Below are 15389 nucleotides of genomic sequence, written 5' to 3' on the forward strand. Positions count from 1 at the left end.
CACTGGGGCGGAGTCTTCGCGATGACGCTGTGCGTCTTCGCACTGATCGCCTCGGAGTTCATGCCCGTCAGCCTGCTGACGCCGTTGGCGACCGACCTCAAGGTCACCGAAGGCATGGCGGGGCAGGGCATCGCCATCTCCGGCGCCTTCGCGGTGCTCACCAGCCTGTCGATCTCGGCAATCGCCACGAGGATCGACCGCAAGGCACTGCTGCTGTCGCTGACCGCGCTGATGTGCCTCTCGGGGGCCATCGTCGCGCTCGCACCCAACTACCTGACCTACATGGCGGGCAGAGCGCTGATCGGTGTCGTGGTCGGTGGCTTCTGGTCCATGTCGGCGGCCACCGCCATGCAACTCGTGCCACCGTCCAAGGTGCCGCGTGCACTCGCGATCTTCAACAGCGGCAATGCGCTGGCCACGGTCGTGGCGGCGCCGCTGGGCTCCTTCCTCTCCTCGGTCATCGGGTGGCGCGGCGCGTTCTTCTGCCTGGTGCCAGTCGCGGCGATCGCATTCGTCTGGCAGTGGTTCAGCCTGCCGGCCATGAAGGTACAGCCACGTTCGCGTGGCTCGGGCAATGTCTTCAGGCTCTTCAAGAACCGGCTGGTCGTGCTCGGCATGTTGGCAGTTGGCATCTTCTTCATGGGGCAGTTCGCGCTGTTCACTTACCTGCGGCCGTTCCTGGAGACAGTGACGCAGGTCGATGTGTCAGCGCTGCCGCTGGTGCTGCTGACGCTGGGTGTCGCTGGCTTCGTCGGCACCACGGTCGTCGGCCGGTTTCTGAAGCTCGGGTTCTACGGCACGCTGACGATCATTCCGGTGCTGATGGCCGCGATCGCGGTAACGCTTATCGCCGTGGGAGGCTCGGTGTCTGCCACGACGGTCCTGCTGGGCGTCTGGGGCCTGGTGGCAACCGCAGCGCCGGTCGGCTGGTGGCTGTGGATCGCACGCACGCTGCCGCAAGACGCCGAAGCCGGCGGCGGGCTCATGGTGGCGGTGGTGCAACTCTCCATCGCGCTCGGCTCCACGGTGGGTGGCCTGCTGTTCGACGGCAGTGGCTACCGGAGCACCTTTGTTTTCAGCGCCGGCTTGTTGCTGATCGGCGCGTTTCTGGTTGTCTTGACAGCGCGTGCTGACCGCACGAAATCGACATGACCCAAAGCCTCGTTCCTTTCGCCACGACGGTCAAACCTCGCAGACGGTGGCGCCTGCACCTCGCGGGCCTGTGCATCGGCCTGCTCGCTGTCGGTGCCAGTCACGCCGAGTCACGCATGTGGATGACCGTCGGCGAACGTCGCATGGCCGTGACCCTGGCCGATACGGAGGCCGCCCGTGCGTTCGCTGCGCGACTGCCGATGACGCTCGACATGACCGATCTCAACGCCAACGAAAAGAAGTTCGACTTGGCGAAGGAGTTGCCCGCGAACGCTAGGCGACCGGGAACGATCCGCAACGGCGACCTCATGCTGTACGGCACGAGCACCGTAGTCGTCTTCTATCTGACCTTCGATTCGCAGTATTCGTACACGCGTCTGGGTCGGGTGGACGACCCGGCCGGGTTGGCGCAAGCGCTTGGACAGGGCAGCGTCAAGGTCGGATTCTCAAGGCAATGAAGACTCAACGCAGCCCGCGGCCTGAAATTCATTAGCTGAAGTAATAAAGGCATTAAGCATTTGTCACGTAGTCGACGCGCGGCGTGTTTGACACAGTCGAACGCGGCAAAGAACAACCAAAAAAGCCCGCAGACGGCTTCGCAGCGCACGGTCAAGCACGGCCCGGCCAACACGCACCGCGATGAGCTGGCGAACTGCCACCGCATCCCATTTTGAAAGGACACCGTCCATGCCCCACGAAATCAAGAATGATCTCCCGTCCGAACTCAATGCGGACGAAGCGGCACTGCTTCGAGAGATGCCCGCACTCAACGACGTGGGTCAAGCGCGACGCACGTTCATGATGCAGACCGGCGGCGGTGGCGTCGGCCTCTTCGCCGCCAACCTGCTGGCGACCGAATCTGCGCTCGCGCAGATGCCGCCTGTGCCCGGCGCGGCCTCCGCGCCCGTCGTCGCGCAGAACGTCGTGAAGGTCAGCTTCCTGGTCAACGGCACACCGCATGCGCTGGACATCGACTCACGCGTCGTGCTGCTCGACGCGCTTCGCGAGCGCCTTGCGCTGACAGGCTCCAAGAAGGGGTGCGACCAGGGCCAGTGCGGCGCCTGCACCGTGCTGGTGGACGGACAACGCGTCCTCTCCTGCCTGACGCTGGCCGCTACGCTGCAGGGCCGGGAGGTCACGACCATCGAAGGACTGGCGAAGGGAGACCAGCTGCATCCTATGCAGGCGGCCTTCATCAAGCACGACGGCTTCCAGTGCGGCTACTGCACGTCGGGCCAGATCTGCTCCGCAGTCGGCATGCTGGGCGAAGCGCAACGCGGCCAGGTCAGCCACGTCACCGAGAACGTCGGCAAGACCACCACGCGCCTGACCCACGACGAGATCAAGGAGCGCATGAGCGGCAACATCTGCCGCTGCGGTGCCTATCCGGGCATCGTCGCGGCGATTCAGGAGGTGCATTCGGGCCGGCAGGCCGCACAGACCTGGGGCTTCGCCACCGAGACGCAGCTGGCGATGACCACGACACCCAGCAAGGAGGACGGCCATGCGACCGTTTGAGTACGTGCGGGCAACGGATGCCACGTCCGCGACCGCCGCCATGTCGGCCCTGCCGCAAGCCAAATACCTCGCGGGCGGAAGCAATCTGCTGGACCTGATGAAAGAAGACGTCGAGCGCCCGACGCGCCTGGTCGACATCACCCGCCTGCCGCTGCGCGACATCCAGCGCACGCGCGCCGGCCTCTCTATCGGGGCCCTGGCCACCAACACAGAAACGGCCAACCACCCGCTGATCCGCGAGAACTACCCGCTGCTCACGCAGGCGATCGTCGCGGGCGCCTCGGGTCAGCTGCGCAACATGGCCACCAACGGCGGCAACCTGTTGCAGCGCACGCGCTGCAACTACTTCTACGACACATCCATGCCGTGCAACAAGCGCGAGGTCGGCAGTGGCTGCGGCGCGCGCGAGGGCCTCAACAAGATCGGCGCGATCCTCGGCTGGAGCGAAGCCTGCGTCGCGACCTATCCCGGCGACATGGCCACGGCGTTGTACGCACTCGATGCCAGGGTGCGTGTGCGCGCGCCGGACGGCCGCGAGCGGCTGATCGCCATCACCGACTTCCATCGGCTGCCGGGCGACACGCCGCAGCGCGACAACAACCTGGAGCATGGAGAGTTGATCGTCGCGATCGAGCTACCCGTGTCCGCGGGAGACTTCGCGCGCAACTCGCACTACCTGAAGGTGCGCGACCGCGCCTCGTACGCTTTCGCGATGGTCTCCGTGGCCGCCGCGCTGGACATGGACGGCAGCAGGATCAGGCAGGCGCGCGTGGTGCTGGGCAGCGTCGCGCACAAGCCCTGGCGCAGTGCCGAGGCCGAAGCGGTGCTCGTGGGCCAGCGTGCCGACGAGGCCACATTCCAACGCGCTGCCGAAGCCGCGCTGCGCGATGCGCGTCCGCTGGCGCACAACGCCCACAAAGTGGAACTGGGTCGCCGTTCTGTGGTGCGGGCGCTGATGCGCGCTTCGCGCCTGGCGTGAAGAAGGGAAATCACATGGCACGCTATCTAGGCAAGGAAACGACCCGCGTCGACGGGCTCGCCAAGGTCACCGGCAAGGCGAAGTACACGGCAGAGTTCCAGATCCCGAATGTCAGCTACGGCTTCATCGTGCTGAGCACGGTGGCCAAGGGCCGCATCACCGCCATCGACACGCGCCAAGCCGAACAGGCGAGCGGCGTGATCCGTGTCTTCACGCATCTGAACGCGGGCAGGCTCGGTCCGGCACCCGCGGCCGGTGCAGCACCAGCGTGGTCGTGGCCGCTGCAATCGGACCGCGTTTTCTTCAACGGCCAGCCGATCGCGCTGGTCGTGGCCGAGAGCTACGAACAGGCAAGGTATGCGGCGCGGCTCGTCAAAACGACCTACCAGACCGAGTCGCACAACACCGACTTCTCGACGGTGCTGGACCGCGCGCAGCCGGACCCCGCCACGGCAAAGGGCACGCCCCGCGGCAACCCGGTCGCCGCGATGCAGGCCGCGGCGGTCAAGGTCGAGGCGGAGTACCGCATTCCGATCAACCACCACAACCCGATCGAGCCGCACGCGGCCATCGCGCTCTGGCAGGGCGATCAGCTCACGATCTTCGACAAGACGCAAGAAGTCTTCGGCGTGCAGAAGCATCTGGCAGAAAGCTTGGGCGTGCCGGCGGAGAACATTCGCGTGGTGTCGCCATTTGTCGGTGGTGCCTTCGGTGCATCGCTCAAGCCGAACTACTACCCGTCGTTGACGGCGATGGCGGCGCGTGAACTCAAGCGCCCGGTCAAGGTGGTCTACACACGCACCCAGATGTTCACCGGACACGGTTACCGGCCAAACACCATCCAGAAGATCGCGCTGGGCGCCGACCGCAACGGCAAGCTGACATCGATGATCCACGAGGCGTTTCACAACACCTCGTCGTTCGAGGCGTTCTCGGATTCGACCACCGGCTTCACGCGGCAGCTCTACGCCTGCCCCAATCTTCATGCGCCGCTGAAGGTCGCGGCAACGGATCTGGCCACGCCGACGTGGATGCGCGCGCCCGGCGCGGTGAGCGGCATGTTCGCGCTGGAATGCGCCATGGACGAACTGGCCTACACGCTCAAGATCGATCCGATGGAATTGCGGCTCGTCAACTACGCCGAAGTCGATCCTGAAAGCGGCAAGCCCTTCTCCAGCAAGGCGTTGCGCGAGTGCTATCGCCTGGGTGCCGAGAAGTTCGGCTGGAAGAACCGCAAGGCCGAGCCACGCTCGATGCGCGACGGCCGCCTGCTGGTGGGATGGGGCATGGCCTCCAGCGTGTGGGGTGCGATGCAGATGCCCGCCAGCGCACGCGTCATCTTCCGTGCCGATGGGACCGCGAGCGTGACCAGCGCGACCAGCGACATCGGGCCGGGCACCTACACGGTGATGACCATGATCGCGGCCGAGTTCCTCGGTCTTCGGCTAGACCAGGTGCATTTCGAGCTAGGCGACACGCGGCAGCCGAAGGCGCCGGCGCAGGGCGGCTCGTGGACAACATCCAGCGTGGGTTCGGCGGTGCGAGGTGCGGCGCTCACCATCGTCGCGAAGCTGCTGGATCTTGCGAACCGGGATGCAGCGTCGCCGCTGAAGGGCGCGAACGCAGCGGACGTGGAAATGCTCGATGGCGTCTTGCGCCTCAAGAGCGATCCGTCGCGCTCGGTCGTCATCGCGGAGGTCATGCGCCACACCGGCACGAGCGAGATCGCCGAGACCTACGACTCGTCACCGTCGCCCGAGCGCGCGAAGTACGCCTCGCTCGCGCACGGCGCGCAGTTCGTCGAGGTGAAGGTCGATCCGGACCTGGGTACGGTAAAGGTCACTCGCGTCATCGAGGTCACGGCCTGCGGCAAGATCCTGAATCCGCTCGCCTCCCACAGCCAGGAGATCGGTGGCGTGGTCTGGGGCATCGGCATGGCACTGGAAGAAGCGACCGAGATCGACCACCGCTACGGCCGAATCATGAATGCCAACCTGCAGCACTACCACGTGCCGGTGAACGCCGACATCCATTCCATCGAAACCATCTTCGTCGAGGAAGAAGACACCATCGTCAATCCGCTGGGCGTGAAGGGCATGGGCGAGCTGGGCATGGTGGGGATTCCCGCCGCCATCGCCAACGCGATCTTTCATGCCACTGGCAGGCGTGTGCGCGATCTTCCGATCACACCGGAGAAACTGATTTGACTACGCCGAGCGACAGACCACCTGATGCAATTAATTCTTCTGGCTCGACGAGACAAAAGAGCGGAATGAAGCTCAACATCGTCGTTGACGGTGCTGTCGTTGCAACTGGAGAGCTTGACACCAGTCCAAGTGCAGCGGATTTCGCCTCGCTTCTTCCCATGACGCTGCATTTCCAAGACTACGAGGCAACAGAGAAGATCGCAGATCTGCCGCGCAAGCTTTCAACTGAAGGCGCCCCGATTTCGTATACGCCGTCATCGGGGGACATTTGCTTCTACGCTCCGTGGGGAAACATTGCTTTCTTTTACCAAGATGGCGCATCTTCAGACGGACTGGTACGCCTTGGGCGTCTTCAATCAGGGCTTGATCGCTTAAGCAAATGCAATCAAGACAGTTTGGTCGCGGACCTGTACTTGGTCTAAGTTGGAAAAGGCCGCTGGCAATCCGAGGGCAGCGTTTCGACGAGCGCTTCAGATTGAGCCAGTCCATTGCGACGTCATCGCGACTGGCCGTTTTCAGCGCCGAAGCTGTCGTTCGATGGGATCGTTGCCAACGACCGAGAACAGTCTGAAGCAGCCGTCCAACACGCGCGACGTACCGTATGTCGGCTTGTGGGACCATGCCCTGCCCCAACGAAGCGTCGCTGATGCAACCCACGTCCGCTCCAACGATGAGCCTGTTGCCCAACCGGCGATAACCACAGGCACGCAAACACCCAGTTGCCATTCGTTGGTCGGCCCACAAGTGGCCGAAATCCCAGGCTATCGCCGGTTGAACCGGCGTTTGGTTCGCATGCAAACAACGCGCTTGCATCCTTCTCCTCGGTGATGACTACTTCTCAGGTATACCAGCTTGGCTCCGGGATCTGCCCCCTCAGCGCATAGGCACCCACCTCGCGCCGCTTGTAGGCGATGGGGTCATGCAGCGAATGCGTGCGGATGTTGCGCCAGAAGATGTCCAGGCCCACCGCGTTCGAGGTGGCGCGCGCGCCAGTGACCTCGAACACCTTGGTGCCGATCTCCAGCCCGATGTCGACCGCCGCCTGCTTGGCCGCCGCAATGCGCACCGCCACGCGCCCGCGGGCCTCGGGTGTCAGGGCATCGCGCTCGGCGTGCAGCAGCGCGGAGATTTCCGCGCCGGCCGAGTTGGCGAGTTCTTCCGCCGCCCACAGGCGCGATTGCAGCGTGCCGTAGGCCTCCAGGATGTACCACTCATCGCTCGCAGCCTCCTTGTTGTCCCCGCCGTAGGGCCAGGCGCGCGTCTTCTCGCGCGTGTAGCCCGCGGCCGTCTTCAGCGCGCCCTCGGCGATGCCCAGGTAGAAGTTCGCGAACACGAGCTGGATCGCCGGCAGGTTCAGCGTCTCGTAGGTGCGGCTCTGGTAGACCTTGTCGACATAGCCCGCGGCGCTCGCCCAGTCGATGCGCACGTCCTCGATGATCACGCCGCCCGATTCGGACAGGCGCTGGCCCAGGTGGTCCCAATCGTCGAGGTAACGGATGCCGTCCTGCTTCGACGGCACGATCGCGAAGATGTGCTTGTCGGTGCCTTGCAGCACGCCTTCGAGCACGGTGAGGTCCGAGACCTTCGAGCCGGTCGAGAACGACTTGCGGCCGTTGTAGGCCAGCTGTCCGTCGACCTCGGTGATCACCAGATCACCGTCGCGCGGATTCACCGCGCCGCCGAAGAACAGGTCGTTGGCCGTGTAGAGCGCCTCCACCGCGTCGATCTGTTCCGACGTACCCACCAGGTGCACCGCCCAGGCCCAGAGGTAGTGATAGCCCAGCAGCTGGCCGATAGAGCCGTCGCCCGAGGCCACGATGCGGATCACCTTATAGGCCGTGTCCCAGGACTGCCCCGCCCCGCCATGCTGTACCGGGCCGAGCAGCGTGGTAAGGCCCGCGTCCTTGAGCAGCTGCACTTCGGCCGTGGGCACCGCCTGCTGGCGGTCGCGCGCGACCTGGTCGACCGCGAGGATGGCGGCCACCTCGGCGGCGCGGGCCAGCCACTGGGGTGCGTCGGCCGGACGCGGCTTGCCTTGCCAGGGCGAGGTCTTGAGCGCTTGCTCGAGCGTGAGGCTCATGGTGCGAACTCCTGATAAAACGGATGGGACAAGGTGCCGGGCCTTCAGACCGCGGCGTGGGAAACAGCGCCGGCTACATCGCCTTCGCCGAAATAGAAAGACTGGATGTCGGCGCGCTGGCGCAACGCCTGCGCGTCACCGCTCAAGACCGCCACGCCGGCATCGAGCACGGTCGCGCGGTCCGCGTACTGCAGCGCCACGGTGGAGTTCTGCTCGGCCACGAGGATCGACAGGCCCTCCTCGCGGTTGAGTCGCCGCAGCTGCTCGAAGATGTCGCGCACCACGAGCGGCGCGAGGCCCATCGACGGCTCGTCGAGCACCAGTAGCCGGGGCCGCGACATCAGCGCGCGACCGATGGCCGTCATCTGCTGCTCGCCGCCGGAGCTTAGGCCCGCCAGGGTCTTTCGCCGGTCCTTGAGCTTCGGAAAGATCGTGTAGGCCCGCGCAAGGTCTTCGGCGACTTCCGCGCGTCGCGCGCTGCGCCCGAGCGCGCCGGTCAGCAGGTTTTCCTCCACCGTCAGCGTGCGAAAGCAGTGGCGGCCCTCCAGCACCTGCACCAGGCCCAGCCTCACGAGGTCGGCCGGGCTCGTGCGGCCGGTGTCGCGCCCGTCGAAGACGATGCGCCCGGCCGTCACCTCACCGCGCTCGGCCGGCAGCAGGTTCGACACCGCCTTGAGCGTGGTCGACTTGCCCACCCCGTTGGCGCCGAGCAGCGCGTGGATCTCGCCGACGCGCACCTCCAGGCTCACGCCGTGCAGCGCGACGATCGAGCGCTGATACACGGCCGCTACCGCCTCGATGCGCAACAAGGGGGCCGTCACCTCAGCTCCACGCGTGGAACGGTGGATTCACGCCATTGAGGAAGTAGTTGCCCACGATGGCGTACTTCCAGCGCACCGGGTCGTGCAGCGTGTGCGTGCGCGCATTGCGCCAGTGGCGGTCCAGGTTGTACTGGCCCAACGTCGAGCGCGTGCCAGCCAGCTCGAAAAGCTTGTTGGTCGCCAGGATCGCGATTTCGGTGGAGAGCACCTTGGCCTCGGCCGTCGCGATCTGCGCTGCGGCCACGCTGTCGGCACCGGGTGCGGCCACCGCGCGGTCTATGGCGCGGCCCGCGCGCTCCAGCAGCGCTTCGCTCGCATGCAGGCGGATCTGCAGGTCGCCCACGGCCTGGATCGAATACGGGTCTTCCCATGCATGCTCACGCTGGCTGTCGATCCACGGACGCGTCTTGGTGCGGATGAAATCGACCGTCTCGGCAATAGTGCCACGCGCAATACCCACATCGACCGCCGCCTGGATGATCTGGAAGATCGCGCCATCAGCCGAAGGCGTGTCGTAGCCCTTGAACGCCGGGATCAGGTGCGACTTGGGCACCTTCACATGGTCGATGACCACCGTGCCGCTGAGCGTGGTGCGCTGGCCGAAGGCCGACCAGTCGTCGATCACCGTGAGGCCCGGCGCATTGCGATCGGCCACCACGTACCAGGTGTTGCCCGCTTCGTCGTTGGCCACGATGGGCACATAGTGCGCGAGCAGCGCACCGGTCGAATAGAACTTCTTGCCGGTCACCACCACGTGGTCGCCCGCGTCGGTGAAGCGCGTCTCAAAATCGGCCGCGCGCTTCGAACCCGACTCCGAGAACGCATTGCCCCAGCGCACGCCGCGAAGAAAGTCGGCGAAGAACAGTGTCTGCTGCGCGGCATCAGACACCGTGCGCACCGCGGCAACGAAACCCAGGTGGTTCTGCGTGATCTGCCCGAGTGACGGGTCGGCCGCCGAGATGATCGCGATCACCTCGGCCAGCGTGGCGTACGACACCTCCGCGCCACCGAAGGCCTTGGGCACGTTGATAGCCCAGAGCCCGCTTTGCGAGTAGGCATCGATCTCCTCGACCGGCCAGCGGCGCAGACGGTCGCGCTCGGAGGCGCCGACGATCAGCCGGGCGGCCAGCGCGTGCGCCACGGCGATGGCCTCGGCGTCGTCGCGGATCACATGCGCGGGCGTGTCGGACAGTGGCAGGCCGGGCACGGGATCGTTGGCGGCGGCTAGTGCGGGTGCAGGGGGTTGGAGAACGGCGGACATGGAATGAGCTTTCCTTTCAGATGCGGGTGGGCTTGCGGATCAGTCGTCGATGCTCTTGCGCACCTTCACGTTCTTCTCTTTCGCATAAGCCAGCGAAGACTTCTCGATGATCGGACGCAGCAGCTTCCAGTCGGGCGCGATCCAGTCGGACACCACGTTCCACTTGCTGCCGTCCCACTGCTGGAAGGCCACGCGGCCGTCGCCTTCGTGGTTGTCCCAGGTCACGTTGATCGAATGGAAAAGGCCCTTGGCGCCGAGTGCGGCGGCGCGCGCTTCGTCGATCTTCAGGTTCTCCAGGCCCCAGCGGATCTCGTCGCCGGTGAGCGTGCGCTTGCCGAATTTCGCTTGCGCGATGCGGATGGCCTCGACGTTCAGGATGCCATTGAGCACGCCCAGGTTGTGATAGACACTGCCGATGCGCTTGGGGTCCTGCAGGTTGCCCTTGCCCGCGCCGTACACGACCTTCGCGATGTCCTGCAGCACGGGGTACTGCGCGCCCGCCGCCACGGTGGTGATCGCCACATAGCCCTTGGCCGCATCGCCCGCGGGGATCACGTCTTCCTCCGAGTTGGACCACACGTTGCCCACGATGTGGTCGACCGGAAAGCCGGTCTTCTGCGCCGTCTTGAGCGCCACCGGATTCATCACGCCCCAGCCGCGCAGCACCACGTAGTCGGGCTTGGTGCGGCGGATGGTGAGCCACTGCGACTGCTGCTCGTTGCCCGGATGCGGCACCTCGATCTGCTGCAGCGTGAAGCCGTACTTCTTCGCGAGCAGCTCATAGACCGGGATCGTTTCCTTGCCGTAGGGCGAGCCGTGGTACAGCACCACGATCTTCTTGCCCTTGAGCTTGTCAGCGCCGCCCTCCTTGCCTGCGATGTAGTTCACGATGCCCGAGGTTTCGCTGTACGGGTTGAGCAGCAGCGGAAAGATGTACTTGAACACGCGCCCGTCGGTGGTATCGGTGCGGCCGTGGTTGATGGTGAGCAGCGGCACCTTGTCGGCCGTCACGCGGTCGATGAGCGCATAGGCGATGCCAACCGACAAGGGGTTCCAGGTCGCGATGCCGGGGCGTTGCTTCAGGCGCTCATATACCTCTACGCCGCGCTCCACTTCATATTGCGTCTCGCCCTCCTCCCAGGTCAGCTTGACGCCGCCCACGCCGCCGTCCCGTGTGTTCACCAGGTTCAGGTAGTCGATGAAGCCGCCAAAGAAGCCTGTGCCGCCGGCCGCGTAGGGGCCGACGCGGTAGCTCTGCAGCGGGAAGAATTGCTCATTGCCGTCGGCATGCGCGAACTGCAGGCCGACCAAGGACAGAGTGGCGGCCAGGGCCGCGGTTTTCAGGTGCTTGATGAAGGACATGGTGATGAAGGCTCTTGGGATGTGAAGGAAGAAGGAAATGGAATCGGAAGTGGTGTGCGCTCAGGCGGGCGCGAGCCGCTTTCGTGCTCGGTCCCACAGGGCGACCAGCCCCTGCGGCTCCGCGGAGAGAAAGAAAATGATCAGTGCGCCCAGCACGATGCGCTGGCTCATGTCGAGCACGCCCGAATCGAACCAGCCGCCGAAGAGAAAGCTGCCCACGCGCGAGAGAAGCAGCGGGAACACCACGATCAGCGCCGCGCCGAAGAAGGCGCCTCGGATCGTCGCGAGCCCGCCGATGATCACGATGAAGAGGATCTGAAACGAGCGGTCGAGGTTGAAGCCCGCGGGCTCCACCGTGCGCAGGTACACGAAGCCCCACAGCACGCCCGCCACGCCGACGATGAACGACGACACCGCGAACGCCAGCAGCTTGGTGCGCAGCACCGGCACGCCGATGACGCGCGCGGCCAGTTCGTTGTCGCGCACGGCAATGAAGTGGTGGCCCGTCTGCGTGCGCACGAGACGCCAAGCGAGCAGCGTCAGCACGGTGACGATGCTCAGCGAGAAAAGGTAGCGGCCCACCGGCGTGTCGAACACGACGCCGGCCACTTCGAGCGCAGGCGCATCGATCACGCCCGAGGCGTTGTCGTTGCTGAACCAGCTGAACTTGGTCAGCGCCCATTGCACGAAGAACTGCGCGGCCAGTGTCGACACCGCCAGGTAGAAGCCGCGCAGCCGCAGGCTCGGCAGCCCGAACACCAGCCCGACGGCCGTGGCGGCCAGACCCGCGAGGCTGATGCTCACGAGCAGCGGAAGCCCTTCCACCCGCAGGTTGAAGTTGTAGGCGGCGAAAGCGCCAACCGCCATGAAAGCCGCCGTGCCCAGCGACAACTGGCCCGCGTAGCCGGTCAGCAGGTTGAGCCCGACCGCCGCGAGCGATAACGCGAGGAACGGGATCAGCAACGCGTCGAACACATAGCCGGACGCGACGAATGGCACGACACCGAAAGCGATGACCAGAACGACCAGCGGCAAGGTCCATGGAGGCACGTAAACGGTACGCATGGCTCAGGCACGCTCGACCAGCTTCTGCCCGAACAACCCGTTCGGCCGGATCAGCAGGAACGCCAGCGCCGCCACATACGCGAACCAGCTCTCGATGCCGCCGCCCACGAAAGGCCCGATGTACACCTCGGCCAGCTTCTCGAGTGCGCCGATCACCAGCCCGCCGACGATGGCGCCAAGGATCGAATCGAAGCCGCCCAGCACCAGCACCGGCAACGCCTTCAGCACCACCAGCGACAGCGAGAACTGCACGCCCAGCCGCGCGCCCCACAGCAACCCGGCCACCAACGCGATGACACCAGCCGCAGCCCACACCGTGGCCCAGATGCGCGGCAGGCGCAGGCCCACTGCAATCGCTGCATAGGTGTCGTCCGCCACCGCGCGGAACGCGAGGCCCACGCGGGTGTAGCGGAAGAACGCCGAGAGCAGCGCGACCATCACGCCGGCTGTTGCGGCTGCGAACAGGTCGAAGGTCGAGACCATGATGCCGAGAAACTGCAGCGGCTCGTCAGCGATGCCCAGTTCCAGCGCATGCACCTGCGTGCCCCACACCAGCTGCGCCACGCCCTCGATCACGTACGAGAGGCCCAGCGTCGCCATGAACAGCGTGATCGGCGGCTGGTTGACCAGCGGGCGCAGCACGGTGCGCTCGATGGCAAGGCCCAGCAGCACCATGAGTGCGAAGGTCAGCGCGAGCGCCAGTGCAAAAGGCACGTTGCGCTCCACCAGGCTCACGAAGGTGAGCGCGGCGAACAGCAGCTGCGCACCCTGCGCGAAATTGAGCACGCCCGATGTCTTGTAGATCAGCACGAAGCCGATGGCCACGAGCGAATACATCACACCCGAGAGCAGGCCGCCGATGAGCACCTCGGTGAAGAAGCTGAAGTCAGCGCTGTCCATCAGCCCTGCCCCTCTGCATCGTCGTGGGCCACGCCCAGGTAGGCGTCGATCACCGCCGGGTCGCTACGCACTTCGGCCGGCGTTCCGTCGGCGATCTTGCGGCCGTAGTCGAGCACGGCCACGCGGTCCGACAAACCCAGCACCACGCCGATGTCGTGCTCGATGAGCAGGATGGTGGTGCCGAACTCGTCGCGCGCGGCGCGTACGAAATGCGCCATCTCGCGCTTCTCGGTGACGGTCATGCCCGCCATCGGCTCGTCCAGCAGCAACAGTTGCGGCGAGGCGACCAGCGCACGCGCCAGCTCGACGCGCTTCTGCAAACCGTAGGCCAGCGTGCCGGCCAGCCGCTCGCTCACGGCGCCCAGCCCGAGAAAGCCGATGATCGCGTCGGCCCGTGCGCGCGCATCCTCGCGTTCACGGCGTGCGCGGCCGAGTCCGATCAGTTGCTCGATGAAGGTGGAGCGCCCCGCATCGACGCAGCCGAGCACGATGTTGTCACGCACGCTCAAGCCCTTGAAGAGCGCAAGGTTCTGGAAGGTGCGCGCGATGCCCAGCCGGGCCAGCCGCGCCGTCGGCACATGGCCGAAGCTGCGCCCACCGATCCACACGCGCCCGCGGTCGGGCCGGTACAGCCCGCTGATGACATTGACCAGCGAGCTCTTGCCGGCACCATTGGGCCCGATGACGGCGCGGATCTCTCCCTTGGCGATCGCGAGGTCCACGCCCGACAGCGCGGTGACGCCGCCGAATGACAGGTCGATGCCCTCCAGCCGCAGCACGGCCGAGGTCGCGGTGTCTTCCCCGGCCGGCGCCGTGCGGCCCGCCGGCATGAAGGCCACCGGATCGACACCCAGCGAAACCGGACCCGCCTCGAAGAGAACGTCGCGCATCACAAGACTCACGCAACCGCTTCCAGCGCCGGCTTGCTGTGCTTGCCGGCATTAGCGCCCTGCTCGGCTTCGAGCTTGCGCACCAGCGGCAGCACCTTCTCGCCGAAATACTCCACCTCTTCGATGAAGTGCAGGAAGCCGGTCAAGATCAGGTCGACACCGATGGCCTTGAGCGCCACGATGCGCTCGGCAATCTGCAGTGGCGTGCCGATGAGGTTGGTTCGGAAGCCGTCGTTGTATTGCACGAGGTCTTCGAAGGTCGACTTGGCCCAGTTGCCCTCGCCTTCCGGCGATGCCTTGCCGGCCTGTTTCACCGCGTCGCCGAAGGCATGCACCGCCTCCACGTGCGCGTGCTTGATGATGTCGGCCAGCACGGCCTTCGCTTCCTCTTCGGTATCGCGGGCGATCACGAAGGCGTTCACGCCGATGCGCACCATGTGGCCGTTCTGTGCGGCCTTGGCCTGGATGTCGTCGATTTGTGCCTTCAGGCCTTCGGGCGTGTTGCCATTGGTGAAGTACCAGTCCGACACGCTGGCCGCGTTGTCGCGCGCGGCACGCGAGCTGCCGCCCTGGAAGATTTCGGGGTGCGGCTTTTGCACCGGCTTCGGGCTCAACGTGTAGTCGCTGAAGCGATAGAAGTCGCCCTTGAAGGTGAAGTTGTCCTGCGTCCAGATACCCTTGAGCGCGCGGATGAATTCGTTGGAACGGCGGTAGCGCTCGTCGTGCTCCAGCCATGGCTCGCCGATGGCCTGGAATTCGCCCTTGAACCAGCCGCTCACCACGTTGATGGCGATACGGCCGTTAGAGATGTGGTCGATGGTGGCGATCTGCTTGGCCACCACGGCCGGGTTCCACGGGCCGGGCAGGATCGCGGCCAGCACCTTGAGCTTGGTGGTCGCATGCAGCAGCGCCTGGCTGAACGACACCGACTCGTGCTGGTACTCCGCGCCGTAGCCCGCGGTGAAGCGGATCTGGCTCAGCGCATATTCGAAGCCGGCCGTCTCGGCCGCGAGCGCCAGGCGCTGGTTGTATTCAAGGCTCCAGTCGGTGCGCTGCTCGATGGTGCTGACCACGAGGCCGCCGCTGACGTTGGGCACCCAGTAGGCGAACTTGACGGGGGCGGGGGTGGAAGGCGTTTGGCTCATGGCAAGGCT

The 15389-nt window shown here is 65.6% G+C and carries 14 protein-coding genes; 6 read left to right on the plus strand and 8 right to left on the minus strand.

What is annotated here, in order from left to right:
• Positions 1–21 precede the first annotated feature (21 nt).
• The 6 genes from AC3WQR_RS05235 to AC3WQR_RS05260 all read left to right on the plus strand — a co-directional run bounded on the left by AC3WQR_RS05235 (position 22) and on the right by AC3WQR_RS05260 (position 6278).
• Positions 22–1152, plus strand: a complete 1131-nt coding sequence (locus AC3WQR_RS05235) for an MFS transporter (protein WP_492741357.1) — start codon at positions 22–24, stop codon at positions 1150–1152.
• Positions 1149–1610 carry a cyclophilin-like fold protein gene (locus AC3WQR_RS05240; RefSeq protein ID WP_395322585.1) on the plus strand — a complete coding sequence of 154 codons (462 nt, stop codon included), beginning with the start codon at positions 1149–1151 and terminating at the stop codon, positions 1608–1610. The genes AC3WQR_RS05235 and AC3WQR_RS05240 overlap by 4 nt, the downstream gene beginning before the upstream one ends.
• Positions 1611–1839: 229 nt before the next feature.
• A complete protein-coding gene (locus AC3WQR_RS05245) occupies positions 1840–2670 on the plus strand; it encodes a 2Fe-2S iron-sulfur cluster-binding protein (protein WP_395322587.1) in 831 nt (276 codons plus the stop codon).
• Positions 2657–3649: an FAD binding domain-containing protein gene (locus tag AC3WQR_RS05250; RefSeq protein ID WP_395322589.1), complete on the plus strand. Its 993-nt coding sequence runs from the start codon at positions 2657–2659 to the stop codon at positions 3647–3649. Before AC3WQR_RS05245 ends, AC3WQR_RS05250 begins: the two co-directional genes overlap by 14 nt.
• A gap of 14 nt (positions 3650–3663) precedes the next feature.
• On the plus strand, positions 3664–5856 hold the full coding sequence (locus AC3WQR_RS05255) for a xanthine dehydrogenase family protein molybdopterin-binding subunit (RefSeq protein ID WP_492741328.1): 2193 nt from the start codon (positions 3664–3666) through the stop codon (positions 5854–5856).
• Between the two features lie 65 nt (positions 5857–5921).
• Entirely contained in the window at positions 5922–6278 is a 357-nt protein-coding gene (locus tag AC3WQR_RS05260) for a cyclophilin-like fold protein (RefSeq protein ID WP_395322657.1), read from the plus strand.
• A 416-nt stretch (positions 6279–6694) separates the two neighbouring features.
• Here the strand turns inward: AC3WQR_RS05260 and AC3WQR_RS05265 are convergent, their stop codons facing one another.
• The 8 genes from AC3WQR_RS05265 to sfnG form a co-directional block, all read right to left on the minus strand.
• Positions 6695–7936 (minus strand): acyl-CoA dehydrogenase family protein, encoded by a 1242-nt coding sequence (locus tag AC3WQR_RS05265; RefSeq protein ID WP_369631420.1) that lies wholly within the window; start codon positions 7934–7936, stop codon positions 6695–6697.
• Between the two features lie 44 nt (positions 7937–7980).
• Positions 7981–8757, minus strand: a complete 777-nt coding sequence (locus AC3WQR_RS05270; protein WP_492741329.1) for an ABC transporter ATP-binding protein — start codon at positions 8755–8757, stop codon at positions 7981–7983.
• A 1-nt stretch (position 8758) separates the two neighbouring features.
• The gene (locus tag AC3WQR_RS05275) at positions 8759–10018 is read right to left on the minus strand and encodes an SfnB family sulfur acquisition oxidoreductase (protein WP_492741330.1); all 1260 of its coding nucleotides are present in this window, start codon (positions 10016–10018) and stop codon (positions 8759–8761) included.
• A 39-nt stretch (positions 10019–10057) separates the two neighbouring features.
• On the minus strand, positions 10058–11380 hold the full coding sequence (locus AC3WQR_RS05280; protein ID WP_492741331.1) for an ABC transporter substrate-binding protein: 1323 nt from the start codon (positions 11378–11380) through the stop codon (positions 10058–10060).
• 60 nt (positions 11381–11440) lie between these two features.
• The gene (locus tag AC3WQR_RS05285) at positions 11441–12445 is read right to left on the minus strand and encodes a branched-chain amino acid ABC transporter permease (RefSeq protein ID WP_492741332.1); all 1005 of its coding nucleotides are present in this window, start codon (positions 12443–12445) and stop codon (positions 11441–11443) included.
• Between the two features lie 3 nt (positions 12446–12448).
• Entirely contained in the window at positions 12449–13345 is an 897-nt protein-coding gene (locus AC3WQR_RS05290) for a branched-chain amino acid ABC transporter permease (RefSeq protein ID WP_492741333.1), read from the minus strand.
• Complete coding sequence (locus AC3WQR_RS05295; protein ID WP_492741358.1) at positions 13345–14175, minus strand: ABC transporter ATP-binding protein; 831 nt, start codon at positions 14173–14175, stop codon at positions 13345–13347. Before AC3WQR_RS05295 ends, AC3WQR_RS05290 begins: the two co-directional genes overlap by 1 nt.
• Positions 14176–14243: 68 nt before the next feature.
• Positions 14244–15380 carry a dimethylsulfone monooxygenase SfnG gene (gene sfnG, locus AC3WQR_RS05300; RefSeq protein WP_492741334.1) on the minus strand — a complete coding sequence of 379 codons (1137 nt, stop codon included), beginning with the start codon at positions 15378–15380 and terminating at the stop codon, positions 14244–14246.
• Positions 15381–15389 lie beyond the last annotated feature (9 nt).

It is taken from the genome of Variovorax sp. FW305-3-2-15-B-LB1, from assembly GCF_058787635.1.

Excerpts from the sequence above, each read along its gene's own strand:
- AC3WQR_RS05255 (WP_492741328.1), top strand. The coding sequence starts at position 3,664 with ATGGCACGCTATCTAGGCAAGGAAACGACCCGCGTCGACGGGCTCGCC.
- AC3WQR_RS05265 (WP_369631420.1), bottom strand. The coding sequence starts at position 7,936 with ATGAGCCTCACGCTCGAGCAAGCGCTCAAGACCTCGCCCTGGCAAGGC.
- AC3WQR_RS05275 (WP_492741330.1), bottom strand. The coding sequence starts at position 10,018 with ATGTCCGCCGTTCTCCAACCCCCTGCACCCGCACTAGCCGCCGCCAAC.
- AC3WQR_RS05290 (WP_492741333.1), bottom strand. The coding sequence starts at position 13,345 with ATGGACAGCGCTGACTTCAGCTTCTTCACCGAGGTGCTCATCGGCGGC.
- AC3WQR_RS05295 (WP_492741358.1), bottom strand. The coding sequence starts at position 14,175 with ATGCCGGCGGGCCGCACGGCGCCGGCCGGGGAAGACACCGCGACCTCG.
- sfnG (WP_492741334.1), bottom strand. The coding sequence starts at position 15,380 with ATGAGCCAAACGCCTTCCACCCCCGCCCCCGTCAAGTTCGCCTACTGG.
- AC3WQR_RS05285 (WP_492741332.1), bottom strand. The coding sequence starts at position 12,445 with ATGCGTACCGTTTACGTGCCTCCATGGACCTTGCCGCTGGTCGTTCTG.
- AC3WQR_RS05250 (WP_395322589.1), top strand. The coding sequence starts at position 2,657 with ATGCGACCGTTTGAGTACGTGCGGGCAACGGATGCCACGTCCGCGACC.
- AC3WQR_RS05260 (WP_395322657.1), top strand. The coding sequence starts at position 5,922 with ATGAAGCTCAACATCGTCGTTGACGGTGCTGTCGTTGCAACTGGAGAG.
- AC3WQR_RS05240 (WP_395322585.1), top strand. The coding sequence starts at position 1,149 with ATGACCCAAAGCCTCGTTCCTTTCGCCACGACGGTCAAACCTCGCAGA.
- AC3WQR_RS05235 (WP_492741357.1), top strand. The coding sequence starts at position 22 with ATGACGCTGTGCGTCTTCGCACTGATCGCCTCGGAGTTCATGCCCGTC.
- AC3WQR_RS05280 (WP_492741331.1), bottom strand. The coding sequence starts at position 11,380 with ATGTCCTTCATCAAGCACCTGAAAACCGCGGCCCTGGCCGCCACTCTG.
- AC3WQR_RS05245 (WP_395322587.1), top strand. The coding sequence starts at position 1,840 with ATGCCCCACGAAATCAAGAATGATCTCCCGTCCGAACTCAATGCGGAC.